Annotated in this window: 19 protein-coding genes and 2 tRNA genes; 8 read left to right on the forward strand and 13 right to left on the reverse strand. The window is 64.8% G+C overall.

The window, feature by feature from the left end; genetic code table 11:
* Positions 1-135 precede the first annotated feature (135 nt).
* The 4 genes from ASILVAE211_RS19220 to ASILVAE211_RS19235 all read left to right on the forward strand — a co-directional run bounded on the left by ASILVAE211_RS19220 (position 136) and on the right by ASILVAE211_RS19235 (position 4,444).
* Positions 136-1,113, forward strand: a complete 978-nt coding sequence (locus tag ASILVAE211_RS19220; protein ID WP_227322982.1) for a mitochondrial fission ELM1 family protein — start codon at positions 136-138, stop codon at positions 1,111-1,113.
* A 12-nt stretch (positions 1,114-1,125) separates the two neighbouring features.
* Positions 1,126-3,024 carry a hypothetical protein gene (locus tag ASILVAE211_RS19225; protein WP_227322983.1) on the forward strand — a complete coding sequence of 633 codons (1,899 nt, stop codon included), beginning with the start codon at positions 1,126-1,128 and terminating at the stop codon, positions 3,022-3,024.
* A 549-nt stretch (positions 3,025-3,573) separates the two neighbouring features.
* Complete coding sequence (locus ASILVAE211_RS19230; protein ID WP_406566080.1) at positions 3,574-3,981, forward strand: YidB family protein; 408 nt, start codon at positions 3,574-3,576, stop codon at positions 3,979-3,981.
* Positions 3,974-4,444, forward strand: a complete 471-nt coding sequence (locus ASILVAE211_RS19235) for a DUF3761 domain-containing protein (protein ID WP_227322985.1) — start codon at positions 3,974-3,976, stop codon at positions 4,442-4,444. The genes ASILVAE211_RS19230 and ASILVAE211_RS19235 overlap by 8 nt, the downstream gene beginning before the upstream one ends.
* 68 nt (positions 4,445-4,512) lie before the next feature.
* Here ASILVAE211_RS19235 and ASILVAE211_RS19240 read toward each other — a convergent pair.
* Positions 4,513-4,587 (reverse strand) — tRNA-Val (locus tag ASILVAE211_RS19240).
* Positions 4,588-4,769: 182 nt separating this feature from the next.
* On the opposite strand from ASILVAE211_RS19240, the gene ASILVAE211_RS19245 reads away from it, so the two are divergent.
* From ASILVAE211_RS19245 to rpoH, 4 genes are all read left to right on the forward strand, one after another.
* Positions 4,770-5,807, forward strand: coding sequence for a hypothetical protein (locus ASILVAE211_RS19245; RefSeq protein ID WP_227322986.1), 1,038 nt, complete (start codon positions 4,770-4,772; stop codon positions 5,805-5,807).
* A 117-nt stretch (positions 5,808-5,924) separates the two neighbouring features.
* Positions 5,925-6,221 carry a DUF883 family protein gene (locus ASILVAE211_RS19250; RefSeq protein WP_227322987.1) on the forward strand — a complete coding sequence of 99 codons (297 nt, stop codon included), beginning with the start codon at positions 5,925-5,927 and terminating at the stop codon, positions 6,219-6,221.
* 13 nt (positions 6,222-6,234) lie between these two features.
* Positions 6,235-6,807 carry a phage holin family protein gene (locus ASILVAE211_RS19255; protein WP_227322988.1) on the forward strand — a complete coding sequence of 191 codons (573 nt, stop codon included), beginning with the start codon at positions 6,235-6,237 and terminating at the stop codon, positions 6,805-6,807.
* 397 nt (positions 6,808-7,204) lie between these two features.
* Positions 7,205-8,116 carry an RNA polymerase sigma factor RpoH gene (rpoH, locus tag ASILVAE211_RS19260; protein WP_227322989.1) on the forward strand — a complete coding sequence of 304 codons (912 nt, stop codon included), beginning with the start codon at positions 7,205-7,207 and terminating at the stop codon, positions 8,114-8,116.
* Between the two features lie 70 nt (positions 8,117-8,186).
* On the opposite strand, the gene ASILVAE211_RS19265 is transcribed toward rpoH, so the two are convergent.
* The 12 genes from ASILVAE211_RS19265 to ASILVAE211_RS19320 form a co-directional block, all read right to left on the reverse strand.
* Positions 8,187-9,407 carry an MFS transporter gene (locus tag ASILVAE211_RS19265; protein ID WP_227322990.1) on the reverse strand — a complete coding sequence of 407 codons (1,221 nt, stop codon included), beginning with the start codon at positions 9,405-9,407 and terminating at the stop codon, positions 8,187-8,189.
* 105 nt (positions 9,408-9,512) lie between these two features.
* Positions 9,513-9,875 (reverse strand): hypothetical protein, encoded by a 363-nt coding sequence (locus ASILVAE211_RS19270; RefSeq protein WP_227322991.1) that lies wholly within the window; start codon positions 9,873-9,875, stop codon positions 9,513-9,515.
* Positions 9,876-9,880: 5 nt separating this feature from the next.
* Entirely contained in the window at positions 9,881-10,423 is a 543-nt protein-coding gene (locus ASILVAE211_RS19275) for a Panacea domain-containing protein (RefSeq protein ID WP_227322992.1), read from the reverse strand.
* An 87-nt stretch (positions 10,424-10,510) separates the two neighbouring features.
* The gene (locus ASILVAE211_RS19280; RefSeq protein WP_227322993.1) at positions 10,511-11,905 is read right to left on the reverse strand and encodes an MFS transporter; all 1,395 of its coding nucleotides are present in this window, start codon (positions 11,903-11,905) and stop codon (positions 10,511-10,513) included.
* 22 nt (positions 11,906-11,927) lie between these two features.
* Positions 11,928-12,416 (reverse strand): YcgN family cysteine cluster protein, encoded by a 489-nt coding sequence (locus tag ASILVAE211_RS19285; protein WP_227322994.1) that lies wholly within the window; start codon positions 12,414-12,416, stop codon positions 11,928-11,930.
* A gap of 26 nt (positions 12,417-12,442) precedes the next feature.
* Positions 12,443-13,318, reverse strand: coding sequence for a cytidine deaminase (cdd, locus tag ASILVAE211_RS19290; protein WP_227322995.1), 876 nt, complete (start codon positions 13,316-13,318; stop codon positions 12,443-12,445).
* Positions 13,318-13,941: a PqiC family protein gene (locus tag ASILVAE211_RS19295; RefSeq protein WP_227322996.1), complete on the reverse strand. Its 624-nt coding sequence runs from the start codon at positions 13,939-13,941 to the stop codon at positions 13,318-13,320. Before ASILVAE211_RS19295 ends, cdd begins: the two co-directional genes overlap by 1 nt.
* Positions 13,941-15,668, reverse strand: a complete 1,728-nt coding sequence (locus ASILVAE211_RS19300) for a PqiB family protein (protein ID WP_227322997.1) — start codon at positions 15,666-15,668, stop codon at positions 13,941-13,943. Before ASILVAE211_RS19300 ends, ASILVAE211_RS19295 begins: the two co-directional genes overlap by 1 nt.
* Positions 15,665-17,071, reverse strand: a complete 1,407-nt coding sequence (locus ASILVAE211_RS19305) for a paraquat-inducible protein A (RefSeq protein ID WP_227322998.1) — start codon at positions 17,069-17,071, stop codon at positions 15,665-15,667. The genes ASILVAE211_RS19300 and ASILVAE211_RS19305 overlap by 4 nt, the downstream gene beginning before the upstream one ends.
* A 169-nt stretch (positions 17,072-17,240) precedes the next feature.
* Complete coding sequence (locus tag ASILVAE211_RS19310; RefSeq protein WP_227322999.1) at positions 17,241-18,572, reverse strand: class I SAM-dependent RNA methyltransferase; 1,332 nt, start codon at positions 18,570-18,572, stop codon at positions 17,241-17,243.
* Between the two features lie 55 nt (positions 18,573-18,627).
* Positions 18,628-20,373 carry a DEAD/DEAH box helicase gene (locus ASILVAE211_RS19315; protein ID WP_406566081.1) on the reverse strand — a complete coding sequence of 582 codons (1,746 nt, stop codon included), beginning with the start codon at positions 20,371-20,373 and terminating at the stop codon, positions 18,628-18,630.
* A 222-nt stretch (positions 20,374-20,595) separates the two neighbouring features.
* A tRNA-Cys gene (locus tag ASILVAE211_RS19320) sits at positions 20,596-20,669 on the reverse strand.
* Positions 20,670-20,741 lie beyond the last annotated feature (72 nt).

The raw sequence follows: 20,741 nt of genomic DNA on the forward strand, positions 1-20,741 counted from the left end.
AATGGCTGATCCTATACGGGTCAGTGCCCGAGGCAACTCCCATACAGATCTTGTTTCGGTGGCGACGGCCATGCGCGCACGGGGCGGAAAAGGCATGGCGTTGACGTTGCCCTGCGCACAGGGGACAAGGCGCCCATGTCCTTCTTGGCGCCCCAATCCGCTGGCTTTCCCTCAGACACGGTTCCATCCAGCTGGATCCTGACAGAACCCTATGCCGGTTTGCAGTCCCAGGCTCTGGGCCTGGCCGAACGCGCCGGGCTGGCCCCCAGCACCCATACGCTGAAGGCGCGCTTTCCCTGGAATTATGTTTCTGCTCCGCGCTGGCCCTGGCCGCTTTCCTCGGTCGAGGCCGAGGCCATCGCGGGGCCGAAGCCCGGGCTGATCCTGTCCTGCGGCGGCATGGCCGCTGCCGTGGGCTCGGCCATCCGCAGCCCGCAGCACCGCGTCGTGCATATCCAGAATCCGCGTATGGCCTTCAGCAAATTCGACCTCATCATCGTCAACCGGCATGACGAGGTGACGGGCAAAAACGTCATCGTGACGCGCACCGCGCTGCATCGCGTGACCCAGGCCCGGCTGGCGGACGCCCGCGCCCAATGGGCGCCGGTTTTCGCTCATCTGCCGCGTCCGCTGGTCGCCGTGCTGGTCGGCGGCACCAATGGGCGCTTCAAGCTCGATGCACCGGTCGCCGCCAATCTGGCGCAATCGCTGGCCGCGATGATGGACCAGGATCGCGTGGGGCTGATGCTGACGCCGTCGCGCCGCACCGACCCGAAGGCGACGGCCGCCTTTCGTGACACGCTTTCACCGCGCGGCGCCTATGTCTGGGACGGCGAGGGCGAAAACCCCTATTTCGGCATGCTGGCCTTGGCAGACATGATCATCGTCACCATCGACTCGGTCTCCATGGTCTCGGAAGGGGTCGCCACCTCGGCCCCTGTCATGCTGGCCTCGCTGCCGGGCCGGTCGCGCCGCATCGGCATCTTCACCGATGGGCTGGTGGCCGACGGCCGCGTGCGGCATTTCCAGGGCCGCTATGAGCATTGGCCGGTCGCCCCCCTGGACGATACGGCGGAAGCGGCGCAGGACATGCGCCAAAGACTAGGCTTCTAGGAGGCAGCGGCGATGCTCGATATTCAGACCTTTGACGCCGTTAAGGGTGGCAACGTCCTCTATAAAGCGCTGGCCCATCCGCTGGCGGCGGTTGCGATGGAAAAGCTGAGCGGGCGTCTGCAATCCGCCGGACCGGTCGGGCTTTTCGACCCCGATTCGGTGGCGCCGCCCTTGCTCACCATGTATCCGGCGCTGCCTGTCACCCGGCTTTTCGTGCAGGACGTGCGCCAGGTGGGCGAAACGCGGGCCGGGCTGGTCGCCGAAGCGATGAGCGATATCGGCACCAGCGGCATCCGCACCCTGCTGGTGGCGGGCTTCGACGCCGCGCGCACCGTGGCTCTGCTGCGCGCCTTCATCCCGGCTGAGATCGCTATCCTCAGTCTCGACGAGGTCCGGATTCCGGCTGAGCGGCTGACCAATACCCGCCGTTATCTGGACCCGCTGAACTTCGCGGTGAACTACGCCTTCTTCCGGGATGCGGAGGGGCTGTCGACGCGCCTTGTCACCGCCAATTACTGGGCCGGCTATGGTGCCACCGACGTGCGCTTCTGGCTGCGTCTGTACGATCAGGCGGGCCAGGTTCTGGCGGAATGGAGCGAGACAGCGCCGAAAGGCGCGGGCGGTATTGCCTTCGACAGCCGTGACGTGCGCGCGCGCTTCAATCTGGGCGATTTCACCGGCCAGCTGTTCATCCATGCGGTCGGCGTCGCCGGTCACGACGTGGTGAAATACGCGGTCGACACCATCGGCGCGGGCAATGAGCAGAGCCTCTCCTGCACGCATGACGCCAATGCCTGGCCTTCCGCCCGCTATGCCGGCCTGCCGGCGCCGCGCGCCGATGAGCGCGTGATCCTCTGGGTGCAGAATAGCCATGGGTCCGCCATCCCCAAGGGCGGCATCGTGCTGGACCGCATGGGTGCCGAACAGCCGGTGGCGCTCGACGAGGAAATTCCGCCTTTCGCCACACGCGCTTTAGATGTCTCGGAACTGCTGCCCGATCTGCGCTGGCCGGCGCAGGTGGAGATCAGAACCGGCCGGCATGTTGTCCGCCCGCGCTACGAGGTGACGCGCCAGGGCCGCACCCGCATCGCGCATGTGAACGTGGAACGCGCCGATCTGCGGCCCGATCCCGGCATCAAAACCCTGCCGCCGCAGATGGGCCGGGGCTTCCTGCTGCCTTTCCCGATCCTGCCGCGCGGCCAGTATCGCAGCCAGGTGCTGCCGACGCCGATGGCCGAGGCGGAAGACAATCTGCCGCTGCGCATCGATGTCTTCGATCACCAGGGCCAGAAACTGGCGTCCAAATTCCTCGGCCGCCTGCCGCGTGACCACGCAACCCTGGTCGATCTGGACGACCTGCTGCCAGAGGGCGCGTTGCGGGACATCGGCGGTCATGCCGATCTGGTCTATGACTTTGCCGAAGGCGGTGACGCCAATGGCTGGCTGCACGCGCTCATGCGCTATGAGCGGCGGGATGAGGCGCATAGCGCCGAGACCAGTTTCGGTGCGCATATCTTCAACACGCTGATGACCTATAAGGGCGAGCCGCAATCCTATTCCGGCCCGCCGCCGGGCCTCTCCACCCGGCTGTTCCTGAAGCTGGGTGGGGAAGGGCGCAACAGCTTCTCCCACCTCATCTATCCGGCGTCGGGGCCTTGGCATGATATGTCGGACACGCAGTTGCTGCTGCATGACGGCGAGGGCGTGGTGCTGGCCGAGGCGGAGATCAAACTCGCCCGTTCAGGCTCCATGCTGGTGCGGCCGGATCTGATTTTCAGCGAAGCCGATATCGCGAAGGCGGGTCCGCGCGGCTATGTCATCATCCGCGACAGAACCTGCCGGCTTTTCGGCTATCACGGTCTGGTCGACGATGCCGGGCGTTTTTCGCTCGACCATATGTTCGGGTTCTGATTTTACGCGTCGTCATGCCCGCGAAAGCGGGCATCTTCTGCCCGCAGATGCGGCACAGCAAGACGATCCCCGTGCCAAGCACGGGGACGCCGTTGCTTCACTGACAACCTGACAAAATCAAGCCGGGTTGGCGCCGGGCGCGCTGCATTTCACATATTTTCCGGCGGCGTCGCGGCAATGGACAGGCTTCGTCTGACACTTCACGAATTTGCCTTGTGCATCCCGGCACTGGGCCGCGTTGCAAGCAGGTGTCACGAAGATCGCGCTGACAATAAGAGCCAAAGTCAAAAAGCTTCGCATTGTGGTTCCGCTTCCCCTGCTTGTTGAGCGCTGCCGTAACATAGAGGCCCAGTATAGCGCTACGGTCTATGGAAGGGTCATGAATTTGTCAGATAAAATCACCCTATTCCAGAAGCCATAGTAACATCGCGCTTCCGGATTAAATCCTTTGGGTTATTGTTTAAGGCTGCGCCCTCGCGGTACCGTCGGCCGTCTTAGCGTTGCAAACCAAGCTGCGTGACGGTCGATGGCAAAAACATTGATCCGACGATGATCTTTCCCAGCCAGGAGACATCCATGAGCGGGCTTTTCGGACAAATTTTGCAGAGCCTGGGTATGGGCGAAGCGGAGCAAAATGCCGCTCCGGTGGTTCATGGCGCATTAAGCGACGTGCTCAACCTTAACTCTCCCGATGGGATCAACAATCTAGCGAATAGCTTCGCCGCGAGCGGGCTTGGGCAGCATGTCCAGTCGTGGATTGGTTCGGGCGGCAATATCCCGATCACCGCCGAGCAGGTGCAAGGCGTGCTGTCCAATGATCAGGTGCAGGCCTTGATTCAAAGGACGGGGTTACCGATCGCGGCGCTGATGCCGCTGGTGTCGAAGCTTCTGCCCCATGCCGTGGATCAGGCGACACCGGGCGGCGCGACCCCCAATACGGACAGCCAGAATGTTTAGCCTGGGGTCGCGACTGCGTATGCAGTTGCAGGTCGCACTGATCGGCAGCCTGTGGCTGCTCAGCCCGGCGAGTGTGTCCTTGGCTTTCGCGCAGACCTCCGCGCCGGTCACGGCGACATGCAAGGATGGGACGACATTCAGCGGACAAACGAAGCGTGGGGCCTGTTCGCGTCATGGCGGCGTGCAGACTTGGACCAGCGCAGCCGCAGGCCCCGCGACCGCTCCGTCAACCGCTGCGACCGCCGCGCCATCGATGTCGCCGCCCGCCAAACCTCTGGCCCAAAGCACCAGCACGCCGGCCAAGGCTCCGACATCGGGGCAGGTTTGGGTCAATACCGCCAGCAGCGTCTATCATTGCCCCGGCACGCGCTACTACGGAAAGACCAAGGCCGGGGAATATATGTCCGAGACAGCGGCAAAAGCGAAAGGCTACCGGCCGTCCCTGGGCAAGGTCTGCGGCTGACCGCAGACTTGCTGGCAATTTCGCTCTGTTTTCGCTGAGCCCGATGACGATCTGAAGAAAAAATGGACTGGTGGGTGCGACAGGGATTGAACCTGTGACCCCCGCCGTGTGAAGGCGATGCTCTACCGCTGAGCTACGCACCCAGTCCGTCGCGGTGTGGGCCGTTCTCTAAGGGCAAGCGCTGCCCGGAGCAAGCCCCTGTTTTCGCGCAAAAGCCCTGCCGCGCGTGTTGGCTGCCATGCCGCGTTGGCGCGGGCTTCGCTCTCTGCTAGCGATGCGCGGAACCTGGCCCAAGGCGGGCCGCAGGCCGGAGTTGAATGCGTCCATGGCTGATCGCGGCACCCTGCGCTGGCAGAACAAATCGATCGCACCGTCGAACGATCTGCGCGGCGTCCTGATGATGGGCCTGCCGGTCGCGGCCTTCTGGTTCGTCTGGCAATGGCTGGCCCTCGGCGGGGCGGCGTCGCAGCTAGACAGAATGCCGCCGCTTCTGGCCTTCGCCGTCGACAAGGCACGGTTCATGCCGGATTTCGCGCTGATCATCGCGGGGGTCGCGGCCTTCCATTTCCAGCGCGTTTTGAAGGAAGAATGGAACCGCGCAATTGCGCAGCGCCTCTATCTGCGCCTGCTGACGCCGCTGGTGGCCCTTTTCCTTGTCTCGCTCGTCCTGTTCGAAGCGGTCGAGCTGATCGGACCCGCGCATCATCTGATCGCGCCCTGGGCAGACCCGCTGATCGGCCCGGCCTTCTGGATCATGGCGACGGGCGTCGTCCTGCTTGTCCTTCTGCCGCCGCTGCTGTGCTGGACCTGGACCGCGATCCCCGACGTCTGCTGGGCGGGCGTGGTCATCTGCCTCGTTTTGACCGGCCTCGGCTACCAGGAAGGTTTCCATCATTATCTGTGGCTTTGGCCGTTCAACAGTCTCGTCGCCTTCGCGCTGGGCGTCTTCATTTGCGCGTCGCTGTTCCGGGCGGTGGAATATCTGGCCTCCGTGCGCGGCCCGGCGATGATCCTGGGCTGGATCGCGCTTCTGGCCGGCTCCATCCTGGCCGGACCGGGGCTGTTCCTGATCGGTTTCGTGATGGTTATGAGCGGCACGGCGCTTGGTGAGCGCAGCTGGTATCTGGTGGGCGAGCGTGGGCTGCTGGTCTGGTCGCGCACCATGCCGGTCTTCATGCTGGTGCAGCCCGCCGTGCTCACGGCCTGGGCCGCCTGGGCGCCGGCTGGTATCGCGTCTGGCTGGCTCGGAGCGCTTCTGGCCGCGATGATCTGCCAGATCCTGGCCTTCGGCCTCTACAGCCTTGTTATTCCGCCCAGCCGCCGGTTCTTCGCGCCGCCCGCCGCGCCGGCCACCGCCGGCTGACACAAACCGGGGACGGTCATTGCCTTTTCCGCCCGCAATCCCAATTGATTGCAGAGAAGGGCCGTGCCGTTTCCGGGTCTCGTCCGCCCGCCATGCCTGCAATCAAGAGGTGTCCTCATGAGCGATTTCGAACCCGATCCGTCGCGACAGGCGAAGCGCATTGCGGATGACATCGCGGCGCTGAAGGACGATGTCGCGGTGCTCGTGCGGCAGATGAAGGATCTCGCCGGCCGGGTCGGCCAGGACACCGCCGACAGCATTTCCGGTCAGGCGGCTGATCTTTATGAGACGGTGTCCGAGACGGGCCGGCGCAGCGCCAATAAGGTCACCGCGCATATCGAGGAAAAGCCCATCGCCAGCCTGCTGATCGCCTTCGCGGCAGGCTTCGTTTTCAGCAAAATCCTGACACGCTGAGCGGCGCGGGTCCATGATCGGCATCTTGCAGCAATTGCTTCGCCTGGGCGTGGTCAATGCCCTTAACCCCGCGCGACTCGTGGAGGACGCAACTTCGGCCGCCCGGCGGATCGTCATCCTGATCGCCTGCGCCGCTTTCGCGGCGTTTATTCTGCTGCCCGCCGTCGGCTGCGCCGCCGCCGGGGTATGGATTCTGGTTCAGCATCATCTCGGCCCGGTCTGGGCTGCCTTCATCACGGCCGCCGCCCTGGCACTGATCGCGATCATTGTTCTCGTGATCGGGCTTGTCGCGTCGCGGAGCGGTAAGCGGCAGCCGGCGCGGTCGCGCGACCGCGCCCACCACGACAGCCGTCCGGCCGGTCCTTCGCCCATGGATATGGCAGCGGCCGCTCTGCCGGGCATCATCGCGCTGATGCAGGCGCCCAAGCGCGCGGCATCCAAGGCCGCCACGGCGGGCGCTGCCGCGGGCCGCGGCGTCTTCTCCCGCCACAAGGGCGCTTTCCTGCTCGGTGCCGCCGTCGTCGGGCTGGTTATGGGTCAGGATCTGTTCCGTGGCCGCGCGCGCCGCAAGCGCGACGACAAGTAGCCGCCTGTCCAAGTAACCGCAGGCCTATCCCCTCCGTATCACAGGCATCGACCCGTGACGCGGCGGGCCAGGATCAAGTCCCCGGTCATTCCGCTTCTACATAGCCGCTCTGAATTTCAAGATTTTAATGAACTATAGTGCGTGAGCGGCGTATTATCCGCGCCGTGGACGAGAGCAATTCTTCGACGCAAGAGTGGCCGATGACATCTGAATGATCACGGCATCTTGAGATTTTATAGTCATCACTCAACGGTTACTGCCGAATGCGGGGTAATCGCTTGGTCGTGAAGAGACGAATTGCAGATCCCGTTCCTATAAGTGGTCAACGACCTGACCATCTTCTCTCAGAGTCGGCGCTTCTACAGGCCGGTTTGGAAGAAAAAAAGGAGTCTGACTTATGGCCCTTGCTACCTTTAATTTTGCGCCCGAGGGAAATCTCTCTCGGTATCTTCAAGAAATCCGCAAGTATCCGATGCTGACGGCCGAGGAAGAGCTGAGCCTGTCCAAGGCCTGGCGGGACCAGACCGACCATGCATCGGCGCATAAGCTTGTCACCTCGCATCTTCGTCTCGTGGCCAAGATCGCCATGGGCTATCGCGGCTACGGCCTCCCGGTCGGCGAGCTGATCAGCGAAGGCAATGTCGGCATGATGCAGGCGGTGAAGCGCTTCGATCCGGATCGCGGCTTCCGCCTGGCCACCTACGCTATGTGGTGGATCCGCGCGGCAATTCAGGAATACATCCTGCATAGCTGGTCCCTGGTGAAGATGGGCACCACCGCTGCCCAGAAGAAGCTCTTCTTCAATCTGCGCCGGCTGAAGGGCCAGATGCAGGCCATTGAGGACGGCGACCTGCGCCCCGAACACGTGACGGAAATCGCTCGCGTGCTCGATGTGCCGGAGCAGGACGTCATCAACATGAACCGCCGTCTCTCGGCGCCGGATAACAGCCTGAACGCGCCGGTTCGCGCCGATAGCGAAGGCGAGTGGCAGGATTGGCTGGTCGATGACAGCGACAGCCAGGAAGACATGCTGGCCGAGCGCGAGGAACTGACCGACCGCAAGGCTCTGCTTGCCAATGCGCTGAAGACGCTGAACGAGCGCGAGCGGCATATCCTGATCGAACGCCGCCTGAAGGATGAGGCGACGACGCTGGAAGACCTCTCGCAGCGCTATCGCATCTCCCGCGAGCGGGTACGCCAGATCGAGGTGCGCGCCTTCGAGAAGCTGCAAAAGTCGATGAAGACGCAGATCTCGGATCGTCGCCAGCAGATCACGAAGGATGTCGAAGTCGCGCGTATCGCGGCCTAACGGCTCCCGCCAGACCAACTGAAAGGGCCGCTCCCGCGAGGGGGCGGCCCTTTTCTTATGGGGCCGGCTTTCAGATGTCGCTGATGGCGGCGGCGGCACCGGCGCTGCGCTGGAGGGCGCGACGATCCTGCCGGCGCTGCTGCATCCGCCGCTCCAGCCGCATGGCGATCAGGATGGTGCAGAGCGCGGCCAGGCTGAGGCCGGACCCGAGCCAGGGCAAAGCGCGATAGGATATGCCGGCCGACACCACGATGCCGCCGAACAGCGCGCCCATGGCATTGCCGAGATTGAAGGCGCTCTGGTTGAGGGTCGACGCCAGGCTCGGCGCCGCGCGCGCCTGGTCCACCACCCGCATCTGCAAAGGCGAGCAGACGCCGAAGGCCAGCGCACCCCAGATCACCATGGTAATTACGGCCGGGATGGGGCTGACGCTGGTCCAGGTGAACAGCGCCTGCACCACGATCAGCGCGCAGAGCATGACGACGATCGCCATCATCAGCCGCCAGTCCGCCGCCTTGCCGCCGGCCAGATTGCCGAGCGTGATGCCGACGCCGAACAGCAGCAGCGCGATGCTGACGCCATGGGGGGAGATGCCGGTGACATGCTCCAGAAGCGGGGTGATATAGGTAAAGACCGAGAACAGGGCGGCTGAACACAGCGTGCTGGTGGCCATGGCCAGCTGCACCTGCGGATGGACGATGGCCAGCAGCTCGCGCTTCAGCTTCATGCGCCGGCCCTGGCGCACGGCCGGCACCCAGATGAACAGCGCGACGAAGGCGACGGCGCCGATGACGCAGACCGCCCAGAAGGTCATGCGCCAGCCATAGGCCTGGCCCAGCAGGGTGCCGAGCGGCACGCCCAGCACATTGGCCAGCGTCAGACCCGAGAACATGAGCGAAATCGCCAGCGCGCGCTGGTGCTTAGGCACCACCTCGGCGGCGACGATGGCGCCGATGCCGAAAAAGGCGCCATGGGCCAGCGCGGTGAAGATGCGCGCGGCCATCAGCGTGTCATAGCCGCCGGCCAGAGCGCAGAGCCCGTTGCCCAGGATGAAGATGACCATCAGCGTCAGCAGGGATTGGCGGCGGGGAAAGCGGCTCATCAGCACGGCCATGACCGGCGAGCCGATGGTGACGGACAGCGCATAGCCGGAGACAAGCTGGCCCGCCTGCGGAATGGAGACGCCAAGGCTGCGCCCGATCTCGGGCAGCAGGCCCATGATGACGAATTCCGTGGTGCCGATGCCGAAGGCGGCAGCGGCCAGCGCCAAAAGGGCGGGGGATAGTTTCAAGGGAAGGCTCCGGGGGCGGTATGACCTTCACCTAGCGCGGCTTGATGGCCAGATCGAGGCGTTTTGTGCGGTTGCGAACGGAAATGCCGCGCGTGAGACCGTGCGTTAAACGAGGGCCGCCAAAATGATCGTTCGATCTCGGTCTGAAATTCTGTGTGATCTGCGCACCGCCGCGACGATGGCGGGCAAAACCTGACGATCGAGAAACATCGGCGCATGCTGGTGCGAGCGTGACTGATCGACAACGTAGTCGTCGAACTCAAGTGGACCGCCACATTCAACGAAGGAGTCATGATGCAGAAACGCATTGGCGCGGGAGGTGACAGGCACGCCCACCGGCCATTTATCCTCGGAATTAATCCTGAAAAAGATGCCGTCCGCAGGGGCGACACATACCATCATCTTCGGCCCGGGCGGCTTGATGAAATCGTCCAAAATCCAGATCACTTCGAGAAGCGCTGCCGGCATAGCCGTCAAAGCCGCATGAAGGGTGCCATTTCCGACAATTCGGCGATTTGACCTGCCCGGCCGGGTGTCTCGTCCAGCATATCCTCGTACCGCATCACACCAAGGTCAGCCGCTTGCCAATCCGCTCCATGGGTCGCCGCTGTCCGCCCGTTGAACGATAGCGATTTGGCATAGGCCAGGGCGTCTTCGAGGGCTGCGAGATCCTGCTCGGACAGTGCCCCGGTGTCCGGCTGGCAATTGCTGTCGAGCGAAAGGCGATAGCCTTTTAGCTGCCAGGGAAATTGCGGCAGACCCAACTCGGCGAGCCACAAGGGTTCACCCTTAGCCATTTCATAGATTTCGAGAGGAACCGGGCCGAATTTCATGGCGCGATAGGTGGCCCCGAAGATCGGTCGGCCCTCGGAATTCAAAAGGGCCTTGTCCGCGAAATAGCAGGTTTTGAGCATCGTATGCAGATCAAGCGGCTGGCTTTGGCAGACCATCCAATGAATGGCTGCAAGTGCCTTGTCTGCTGCGAATTTGAAGCGGATGACGCGACGGGTTGTCATTGCGACCGATTACTTTCCACGGATCAGCATAGTCGGTGATGCCGCCGATGCAAGTTGGGTGTTGTGAGGCCTCGCCGGGACTGGGCCTCAGCCCTGACGTGCCGCCCGCAGCTTCAGGCTGGCGCAGGCGGCCAGCACGCCGGCGAAGGTCGCCACCGCGAAACAGGCGATGCCGGCCCGCACCAGCGTCGCCTGCGGCACGCCTTCCGCGAGGCCGGCCGCATTGGCGGCAATGCCGCCGAGTGCCGCGCCGATGGCCAGACCGGCCGAGAGCACCGAGGGCAGCATGGCGGATGCTCGGTCGCGGTCGGCGGCTTCCGATCCGGTCATGATGACCTGGCTCAGCAGGCCCCAGCAGAGGCCGTTGCCGGTGCCGACCAGCGCCTGACCGACCAGGATAATCCACAGACTTTCATGGCTCATGCCGATCCAGCCCAAGGCGAGACCGGCTGCCAAGCTGCATGGCCCGAGCCACACGCCGCGTTCCGTCCATCCTGCGGGCAGGCGGCTGACCAGCAGGCCCATGCCGCCCCAAAAGGCGACCATGACCGAGCCGAGCACGCTGGCCGTCAGCGGGTCATAGCCCCAGACGCGCTCGATCAGCAGAATGATATAGGTGCCGGGGCCGGTATGGGCAGCGGGCAGCAGCAGTACCACCCAGAAGGCGAGGCCGGCCGGCTTGCGGAAGGAAAAGGCGCCCTGCGGCAGCAGCCGGTTGGGCGCGGCCAGATCGCTGCGCGCCACCAGAAACAGAACCAGCATGGCGGCGATCAGGCTGGCGATGCGTGGATAGACACCCGGCTCGATGGCGGCGAAGGACAGAAGCAGAATGCCGCAGCCCACGCCGGCCACGCGCAGAACCGGAATGGGATGATGCGCCTCGTCCCGATGCCCGCCCTCTGGGATCACGCGCCAGACCAGCGCCATGAACAGCAGAATGGGCGGAATTTCGACCAGAAAGGCCGCGCGCCAGGAAATCGCCTGGGTCAGAAACCCGCCGATGATAGGACCGGCCAGCGAGCCCACGGCCCAGATCATGGCCTCGACCCCGAAAATCGCCGGGATCATCAGCGGCGGGAAAACCTCCGGGATCAGCATATAGGTCACGCTGGAGACGGTGCCTTCCCCCAGGCCTTGCAGCACGCGCCCGCCCAGCAGCGTCCAGATATTGGGCGCGAAGCCGCAGGCGAAGGAGCCGAGCAGATAGGCGAGGCCGGCGCATTGCAGCGTGGCCCCGGTCCCCAGCCGCCATTTCAGCGGAGACGCCACGATGCCCGCGACGATGGCGGCGATGAGATAGAAGGTCAGGCTCCAGCTCATCAGCGTGAGATGGCCGAGTTCCTGCACGGCCGAGGGCATGCAGGCCGAGACCAGGAAGGCCGCGAAGGCGTACAGGGCCGAGCCCAGGCTGAAGGTCGCCAGATAGGCGCCATAGGGGCGCGCGAAAAGGCTTCTCCAGGAAACGGAAACGTGGGCGCTCATGGCATGGGAACCGCTTCGCGCCTCAGGCCTTGGTGCCGGCAGGGCGCTTGCGGCGCGGCAGCCGGCCCTTCGGCATCAGCCCCGGCCAATCCACCACATGATGCTCCAAAGGCCCGGCATCGCGTTCATTGATGATACGCCCCGCCGCCGAAACGCCGGAGGATATGACGGTCATCGGGTCGCCGCTGACGAGCGGATGCCAGGCCGGCAAATCGCGGCCTTCTTCCAGCAGCCGATAGGCGCATGAGGGCGGCAGCCAGTCTATCTCGCGCAGCACGCTGGGCGTCAGCTGCACGCAGTCCGGCACCTTGGCGAAGCGATTCGCGTAATCGGTGCAGTGACAGTCCTGGGTATTCAGCAGCCGGCAGGAGACATTGGTGAAGGACAGTTCGTCCGTGTCCTCGTCGCGCAGCTTATGCAGGCAGCAGCGCCCGCAGCCGTCGCAAAGCGATTCCCATTCCCCCTGGGTCATCTCATCAAGGGTCTTGGTTTTCCAGAAGGGCGCGGTCATGCGCCCTCTATATCAGATCGCCCGCGTCACGAGGACTGCGCCGGCTGCCAGGGCAAAGTCTCAAGCAATGCGCCGGGCGCAATGATCGATAAAAGCTGTGCGGTTCCCGCAAAATGGTCGAAACCCGCGCCGGGAACGGCACCGAGGATCGCGGATTCGATCTCTTCGTAATCATGCCCATTGGCGACCAGATTGATCAGCGCGGCCTGAGCCGGTGGCAGGCCCGGATTATAGGCCGCGTTTTCGATGGCGCTCCCGGTGATCAGCGTGCCGTCGCGCAACCGCAGCAGCAGTGCGGACGGGCAACCGGAATAGGGCGTATGCGCGCACTCGCCAGCCCGGATCAGCGCTTTCAGACCCAAACCATCGGCGTCCAGCCCTTTGTCTTCGGTGACGGCAAGGCTGTGGCGCCGATCAGGCCCGGCCGGGCTTTCGCCCAGATCGGAGGGGCCGAAGCGGAAGGGCAGAAGCTCGGATAGGCTCTGCCGGTCGCCGCCGGGATCGAGGACCAGAAGCGTCTCATTGCCGGCGAATTCGTTCATGAATTGGCGGCAATGGCCGCAGGGCCGGGCGGAGACCGCGATGCGCGCCAGGGTGACGCCCATTGTATGGGCGCGGCTGAACAGGAACTGCTCGGCATGGATGGTCTCGCCCGATCCCACGCCCGGAAATTCGACATTCGCACCGAAAATGAGATCGCCGGTTCCGGCCGCCAGCCCCACGGCGCCCACATGAAAGCGGGAAATCGGCGGCCGGGCCAAGTCCTGCGCCAAAGGCAGCAAAGCCAGCATCAGCGCGTCGGTATCGGCCATGCCGGTCGCGGCCAGCAGAGCCGGCACGGCCTTGCCCGGCAGGACATGGCCGGGCCCGATCGCGGCGCGCAGCGCGTTGGCCGCCATCATCAGCCGCCGGCGCTGGCGGCGGGCGGATGCGTCGCCCAGGTCTGCACCGCGAAATCGGCGATATCGTCCGCCGCCTGTCCCCAGAGCCTGCTCATGGTCGCGACGATCGCGGCCACGGCCGGGCCGCCGGCCGGCGCCTGATGGCTGAAGCCGCGGGTGGAGAGCAGGGTCATGGTATTGCCGTCGCGCAGGCCGGCCTGGATTTGCAGGACCATCTGCCCGTCGGTATCCGGGTCGAAGCGCAGGACGTTGATCTCGACCAGCAGATCGGCATTGGCGCCGATCGAACCGCCCGCCCCGATCACGGTGCTGCCTTGCAGGCGCGCCGTCAGGTCTTGGACCATGGAATCCTGCAACATGCTGGCGAAGGAATCGGCCCATATATCGTTGCTATGGATATCGAGCCTGAAGTCCTGCGCGCTCTTCACGATGCCGGTGCGGTCCAGATAGCCCGGAATGCTGATGGACCGCACTTCGATCTGCCTCGGGCCGCCCGTTCTGGCCGTGCCGGGCACGAAACCGATGCGGTAGTAGTTGGGGTCGGCCGAGGCGCAGCCGCTAAGGCCGAGCGCGACCGGCGCCGCGCCCAAGACGAGTGCCAGAAACTGTCGGCGGGGAGGCATCATTGTCCACCTGTCGCATGGCCGGTGCGGCCGAGAAGAAGGGCTTCCGGATGGCGGTCCAGGTAATCGGCCAATTCCTTGACGGAGCGCAGCGCGTCATTCGCCTGCGCCATGACCTGACCCAGATTGCGGGAGAAGTCGGAATTGCCGCCATAGCTGCGGCTGAGCTGTGCCACCGTCTGGTTGGCATTGCGCAGCGTCGCATTCAGGTTCTGCGTCATCACCGGCAACTGCTTCAGCGTCGGCTGCAAGCCCTTGTTGGTATTGTCCACCAGCGTCTGCACGCTTTGCAGCGTGGTCGACAGCGATGCGATGGCTTTCTTCACGTCCTGGCTGCCCAAAGTGCCATTGGCGGTCTTCAGCAGATTGTTCAGGTTCTGGCCGATTTCGCTGAAGGGAATGGCCGAAAGCTTGGCGGTGATGGTGGAAAGCGCCGTCAGCGGGTCGCCGCTGCCGTCGGAATTGGGCAGCAGGATGGCGTCACCCTCGCGCGTCAGCTGCACATGCGGTGAGTTCGGCTCGATCGTCAGCGCCAGTTCCTTCTGGCCGGTGATGAAATTGCTGCTGGCGATGGAGATGCGCAGCCCGGCATCGACCATGTGTTGCAGCACCACCAGCGGGTCCAGGTTCTTGGGGAAGTCGGAATCCGTGAAGACGCGCTCGGGCTGTAGTTCCAGCGCCACCCGCACGCGGGCCTTGCCGGTATTAGGATCGATGAGCAGCTTCACGCCCGTGACCTCGCCCACCTGCATGCCGAAGATCGTGAGCGGCGTGCCACGCCCGACACCGGCGACGGAGGCCTGGAAATAGGCGACGGCCGGCACTTTGTGGGAATAGCCGGCGGAATCCGCGTCTTCCTTGCTGGCGAAGAGGCGGAAGGTCGCGTTGCCGGGGCTGGGATTATCGTTAATGGCGTTCGGCGGCAGGTCATAGGTCACGCCGCCGGCCAGCAGCGCTTCCAGGCTCTGCACCTCGACATGAAAGCCGCCGTTCTGGAAGCCGAGCGACAGGCCCGAGGAATTCCAGAAATGGCTCTGCGGCTTGACCAGCTTATTATAGGGCGCGCGGATGAAGATATTGATCGTCACCGGCCCGATGCCGTCGCCCAGGTCGTAGCCCAGCACTTCGCCCACGACGACGTCGCGATAGAAGACCGGCGATCCGCTGGAAATGGAGCCGATGCTGTCGGCCCGCAGCACATAGGTGCTGCCGGGCACGTCGGACCGCACGCCGGGCGGCTCTTCCAGCCCTTTGTAATGGGTCTCGTAATGGCCGCCCTTGGCACCCGGGTCGATGCCGATGAAGGCGCCGGAGACGAGCGTGTCGAGGCCCGAGAGATTGGTCACCGAGAAGCGCGGCCGCACCACCCAGAAGCGGGCATGGCTGGTCAGGAAGCGCGTGCCGAGATTGTTCATGCGCACGCGCACCACGACATGCTCATTATCCGGGCTGAGGTCGATGCTTTCCACCGTGCCGAGCGCCACGGCCTTGTATTTGATCTGGGTCTGGCCCGCCGCCAGGCCCTGGGCGGTATTGAAGGTGATGGTGACCAGCGGCCCCTGCTCGATGATCGTGCGATAGCCGAGATAGATCGCGATCACCGCCGCCAGGATCGGGATGATCCAGACGAAGGAGAAGTGGCGCCGGCGGATATGAACGGGCGGTGGCGGCATGGCCGGTTGCGCCGGCTGGCCGTCGACGCGCGGCGGGTGGTCAGGGTCGGTCATGCAGGAACATCCTTGGCGCCCAGGCTGCTATCCGCCGCGGCGGCAGGCGAGGGAGAGGCGGGCGGCGGCGGGTGGGCCGCCGTTTCGGTTTCGGGGCGGCGGGCGGCGTCCCACATGGCACGGGGATCGAAGGTCATGACGGCGAACATGGTCAGCACCACTACGGCCGCGAAACAGGGGGCGCCGACTTCGGCCTTGATCTGCGCGAATTGGTCGAAACGCACCAGGGCGACAAGGATGGAGATCATGAAGATGTCGATCATGGACCAGCGGCCGATGAAGTCGATGACGCGGAAGGCGCGGGTGCGGCCGTTCAGATGCGTCGTCCGGCCACGCTGGGTCTGCACCAGCAGATAGGCGAGGGTGATGAGCTTGGCGAGTGGAATGGTGATGGACGCCAGGAAAACCAGGGCGGCCAGGGGCAGCAGACCGTAATCGACCAGTTCCTTGATGCCGCCCATGATGGTGAAGCTCTGGGTGGTCCCGATCTGGGTGATCAGCATCACCGGATAGATATTGGCCGGGATGTAAAGGCACAGCGCGGCGATCAAAAAGGCCCAGGTGCGGGCGGCGCTGTCGCGCTTGCGCGGATGCAGCAAGGCATCGCAGCGCCGGCAATGATCGCCGGGAGAGGCGTGATTGACGAGGTGGCAGACATGGCAGCCGATGACGGCGGGTTCCGCACGTTCCTGTTCGCCCGGCGTCGGCCCCCGCGCGACCTTCGGATGGCGGCGGATATAGCGGGCGTCGGCCGCCAGGTCCTGGCGCTCCAAAGCGCGCCACACCGCTTCATGGTCCAGCGCACCGTCGGCCGCCGCCATCGAGACCATCAGACCGATCAGCGCGTAAAGCGAGGTATCGAGATGAACATGGGCGATGGCGATGAGGCGCGTATAGGCCACCAGGAAGCCCAGCAGATAGACGTCGATCATCGACCAGGGCGTGATGCGATGATAGATGCGGAACAACGCGATGGAGACGCGCGGCGGCACGAAGCCGGTTTCCAGCCCGATCATCGTCGTCAGCATGATGCCGAGCTTGACGCCGGGGAAGATAGCGGTGACCGCCAGAACCAGCATGCCCACCATCAGATAGCCTTGGCTCATCAGGGCATCTGGGCCTGTTTCCAGCCGCGCCAGCTGGAAGCGGCCATAGGCCGAAATTTCCAGGAAGGGCGCCACCAGCGCAAAGGCATAGAACAGGGTCGCGGCCATGCCGCAGGCAATGGGAAAGCTGAAGGGCGCGCGCAGCATGCGCCACAGGGTTTTGCGGCAGCGCGGGCATTCCGCCACCAGTCCGGGCTCCATATCCGGCAGCGAGGAAAGCAATCCGCAATCCGGGCATTCCCGCCAGTGATCCAGCCGGTATGCCGCGCGGGCTTCGACTAGATCAGGCTCGGCCATACGGTGCTCTCAAAGGTGTGCAGTGGCTGAGTTCCGGAGCTTGTCGGTTGTGCGGGCAAAACGGCATGGCGACGGCCGCCATAGCCCATATGGGGGTCAGTCTTGTGATGGCGAGAGGGTTACGTCAATCCAGGCACAGGAAATCTGACCGATCGGTCAGATTTTCCGGTCAGCGCGGCGGGCGGGCACGGGCGCGCGGCGGCGCGGCGCGGGTATAGACGGTCACGCTTTCCAGCCGGCTGGTCCACAGGAACTGGTCGATAGGCACGGCGGAGGCCAGCGCGAAACCCGCGCGCTGGAGCACGGCGGCGTCTCGCGTCAAAGCCTGCGGATTGCAGCTGACATAGATGACGCGGGTGACGGTGGAGGCCCCGATGGCCTCGATCTGCGGCAGGGCGCCGCCGAAAGGCGGGTCCAGCACCACGACGGCCGTATCCTTGAACTCGTTCGTCAGCAGCGGCTGGCGCATCAGGTCGCGCTTATGGGCCATGATCGGTCCATGCAGTCCGACTTCGGCGCTGCCCTTCTGCAAGGCCGTCACGGCATAGCCGTCGCCTTCATAGGCGATGACGCGGGCGCGTTGGGCCAGAGCGAAGGTCAGCGTGCCGCAGCCGGCATGCAATTCGATGATGCGGTCTTTGGCCTTCAATTTCTCAGGCAGGCCGGCCAGCACGGCGGCGATGACGGCGGCCTCGCCGTCCGGCGTCGCCTGCAAGAACCCGCCGGGCGCGACCGGCACCGGGGCGCCGGTCAGCATCATCCGCACGGGAGACAGCTGAGCCGCGATCTCGATGGTGCCGTCCTTCAGCGCCCAGGCGATGCGGGGAATATCGTGCTCGGCCGCGAAGGCGGCCAGCAGCCGGCGGTCATTCGCCGTCAGGTCGGCGTCCACTCGCAGCAGCAGGTCGAGACCGCTGTCGAGCGCGTTGATGATGCAGCTTGCGTCCCGATGGATCGCCTGTAGGCGCGGCACAAGATGGCGCAGCGCGGGCAGGATAGCCACGATCGCCGGATCGGCGACGATGCAGGTTTCGATCTGAACGATATTGTCCGTCCGCACCTGATGGAAGCCGATGATCGCGATGCCCGCCTGCTTGCGGATGGCGAGATCGACGCGGCGGCGGTTGCCGGGCGCGGTCGTGCGGATGGGATCGACCACCGCATCCGGGTAGCCGGCCTGTTTCAGCGCATAGGCCAGCGCGCCGGTCTTCCACTGCGCGATGGCCTCATCCTGCCAATGCTGCAACGTACAGCCGCCGCAGGTGCCGAAATGCGGGCAGGGCGGGTCGGCGCGTTCGGGGCTCGGCTCCAGAATGGTCTCGGCAATGCCGACGACCCCCTGTCCCCGGCGCAGCACGGGGCGGGCTTCCACGCTTTCACCCGGCAGGGTGAAAGGCAGGAACAGCGGGCGGCCGTCCGCCATGCGGGAGAGGCCGTCGCCGTCCGCGCCGATGCCCTGAATGCGGGCGGTGAAGGTCGGCGCATCGGGACCGATGGTCATGGCGTCAATTCAGCAACAGAGGAATAACAGGCAGGGCAGTGAGGCCGATCCGGCCTCAGCTGCCATCCTCGGGCGCGTCGGTATCGGCTGGACGGTCTTCCCCGGCGACGAAACCGGGCGCGTCGACGCTGGCAACGCCCTGGCTGCGCCGGCGAACCAGCATGAAGGCCGGGATTTCATCGCCGAAGCCCACGACGGACGGGCCGAGGTCGCCGCCACGGTCGCGATTGGGACGCGCGCCCTGGTCGCCGCGGTCTGGCTTCGCACGCGGTTCAGCATGGCGCGGCTGCCGGTCTTCCGTCGCGCGGGGCTCTGCCTGGCGCGGCTCGGCCTGACGCGGCTCGGGGCTGCGGGCCTCGGCCTGCGTCTCGGCCGGCTTGTCCTTGGGCTTGTGGCGCGATTTGGACGGACCGTCATTCCGCGCCTCGGCCGGGGCCGACTGCACGCTATCCTTCGCCGCCGGCTTATCCTTGCCGCGACCACGGCCACGGCCCTTGCCACGGCTGTCGCTGGCTTCCGACCAGCCCAGAAGATCGAAACCTTCGACCTGGATCTGCGGGATGGGCTTGCCGGTCAGCTTCTCGATCGCCACGACCGCTTCCTGCTGGCCAGGGGTCGCGAAAGTGAAGGCGCGGCCTTCGCGTCCGGCACGGCCGGTGCGGCCGATGCGATGCACATAGTCTTCGGAATGATGCGGCACATCGAAATTGAAGACATGGCTCAAGCCGCCGATATCGATGCCGCGCGCGGCGACGTCCGAGCAGACCAGGATGCGCAGCTCATTGGCGCGGAACTTTTCCAGCGTCGAGAAACGCGCCGATTGCGGCAGGTCGCCATGCAGCGCGCCGACGCTGAAGCCGTGGCGTTGCAGGGACTTGAACAGAATATCGACGTCGCGCTTGCGGTTGCAGAAGATCAGCGCGTTCTGCACCTCTTCCGACTTGATGAGCTGGCGCAGCGCCCGGCGCTTGTCTTCCTCATCGACGATGACGAGGCCCGAGGTGATCGTCGTCGCGACCGAAGCGGCGGCGGCGGTCTTGATCTCTTTCGGGTTCTGCAAGAACGCGTCGGCCAGACGGCGGATTTCCTTCGCCATGGTGGCGCTGAAGAGCAGCGTCTGGCGGGTGGACGGCAGCATGGAGACGATACGCTCGACATCGGGGATGAAGCCCATGTCCAGCATGCGGTCGGCTTCGTCCACCACGAGGATGCGGGTGTCGCTGAGCAGAAGGCCGCCACGCTCGAACATATCGATCAGGCGGCCCGGCGTCGCGATCAGCACGTCCACGCCGCGCATCAGAACTTCCTTCTGATCGGACATGCTTTCGCCGCCGATCAGAAGCGCGTGGTTGAGCTTCAGATACTTGCCGTATTGCACGAAGTTTTCGGCGACCTGCAAAGCCAGTTCGCGCGTCGGTTCCAGGATCAGGCTGCGCGGCATGCGCGCCCGGGCCCTGGAGCCGGACAGGATTTCGCACATCGGCAGGGTGAAGCTGGCCGTCTTGCCGGTGCCGGTCTGCGCCACGCCCATGACGTCACGACCCTGGAGCACGATCGGAATCGCCTGTTCCTGGATCGGTGTCGGGTGGACATAGCCTTTTTCGGTGATGGCACGCAGCAGATCTTCGGACAGGCCGAGATCGGCGAAGGTCGTGCGCGGCGCCGCCGCTTCGACTGCCACAGCCAGAACCTCAGCCGGGGCGGGAGCCGCGGCATCGGTCGTGTCTTGAGAGGCCGTAGCGGCCGCCTGAGTGTTTGCGTCTGCTTGAGACGCTGCGTGAAGAGACAAAGAGGATCTGATCCTGTGGTGGTCTTGCGTCGTGATGGGGCCGATGCCGGATCCCCGGCGCCGATGACGTCATTACAGGGAAAAGCGCCAGAAGGCCCGCGAAAGGCGGCCGCAAGGGCGAATCACTCAGTAACGATGCAGCGCGGTATCGCTGGTACGCCGGCAAAAAGTCAATGTTTTTCCGGGCATAGCGGCCAGACGCGGCGGGTGCGTCCGGAAGGTCAGGCGTCGCTGTGGAGGTCCCGCCCGGAGTCGAACCGGGCTAGAGGGATTTGCAGTCCCTTACATAACCGATCTGCCACGGGACCTTGGCGCGTCTGACGCGGCTTATCCATAGACCCGCGCCCTTGGTCAAGCCCGTCTGATTGCGGTCAGGAATG

The organism is Acidisoma silvae (assembly GCF_020618775.1).
Lineage (GTDB): Bacteria > Pseudomonadota > Alphaproteobacteria > Acetobacterales > Acetobacteraceae > Acidisoma > Acidisoma silvae.

Coding starts and splice junctions, on each gene's coding strand:
- ASILVAE211_RS19235 (WP_227322985.1), top strand. CDS start 3,974: ATGTTTAGCCTGGGGTCGCGACTGCGTATGCAGTTGCAGGTCGCACTG.
- ASILVAE211_RS19230 (WP_406566080.1), top strand. CDS start 3,574: ATGATCTTTCCCAGCCAGGAGACATCCATGAGCGGGCTTTTCGGACAA.
- ASILVAE211_RS19310 (WP_227322999.1), bottom strand. CDS start 18,572: ATGACCATCGGTCCCGATGCGCCGACCTTCACCGCCCGCATTCAGGGC.
- ASILVAE211_RS19285 (WP_227322994.1), bottom strand. CDS start 12,416: ATGACCGCGCCCTTCTGGAAAACCAAGACCCTTGATGAGATGACCCAG.
- cdd (WP_227322995.1), bottom strand. CDS start 13,318: ATGATGGCGGCCAACGCGCTGCGCGCCGCGATCGGGCCCGGCCATGTC.
- ASILVAE211_RS19225 (WP_227322983.1), top strand. CDS start 1,126: ATGCTCGATATTCAGACCTTTGACGCCGTTAAGGGTGGCAACGTCCTC.
- ASILVAE211_RS19245 (WP_227322986.1), top strand. CDS start 4,770: ATGGCTGATCGCGGCACCCTGCGCTGGCAGAACAAATCGATCGCACCG.
- ASILVAE211_RS19300 (WP_227322997.1), bottom strand. CDS start 15,668: ATGACCGACCCTGACCACCCGCCGCGCGTCGACGGCCAGCCGGCGCAA.
- ASILVAE211_RS19305 (WP_227322998.1), bottom strand. CDS start 17,071: ATGGCCGAGCCTGATCTAGTCGAAGCCCGCGCGGCATACCGGCTGGAT.
- rpoH (WP_227322989.1), top strand. CDS start 7,205: ATGGCCCTTGCTACCTTTAATTTTGCGCCCGAGGGAAATCTCTCTCGG.
- ASILVAE211_RS19270 (WP_227322991.1), bottom strand. CDS start 9,875: ATGCCGGCAGCGCTTCTCGAAGTGATCTGGATTTTGGACGATTTCATC.
- ASILVAE211_RS19250 (WP_227322987.1), top strand. CDS start 5,925: ATGAGCGATTTCGAACCCGATCCGTCGCGACAGGCGAAGCGCATTGCG.
- ASILVAE211_RS19220 (WP_227322982.1), top strand. CDS start 136: ATGTCCTTCTTGGCGCCCCAATCCGCTGGCTTTCCCTCAGACACGGTT.
- ASILVAE211_RS19255 (WP_227322988.1), top strand. CDS start 6,235: ATGATCGGCATCTTGCAGCAATTGCTTCGCCTGGGCGTGGTCAATGCC.
- ASILVAE211_RS19295 (WP_227322996.1), bottom strand. CDS start 13,941: ATGCCTCCCCGCCGACAGTTTCTGGCACTCGTCTTGGGCGCGGCGCCG.
- ASILVAE211_RS19280 (WP_227322993.1), bottom strand. CDS start 11,905: ATGAGCGCCCACGTTTCCGTTTCCTGGAGAAGCCTTTTCGCGCGCCCC.
- ASILVAE211_RS19275 (WP_227322992.1), bottom strand. CDS start 10,423: ATGACAACCCGTCGCGTCATCCGCTTCAAATTCGCAGCAGACAAGGCA.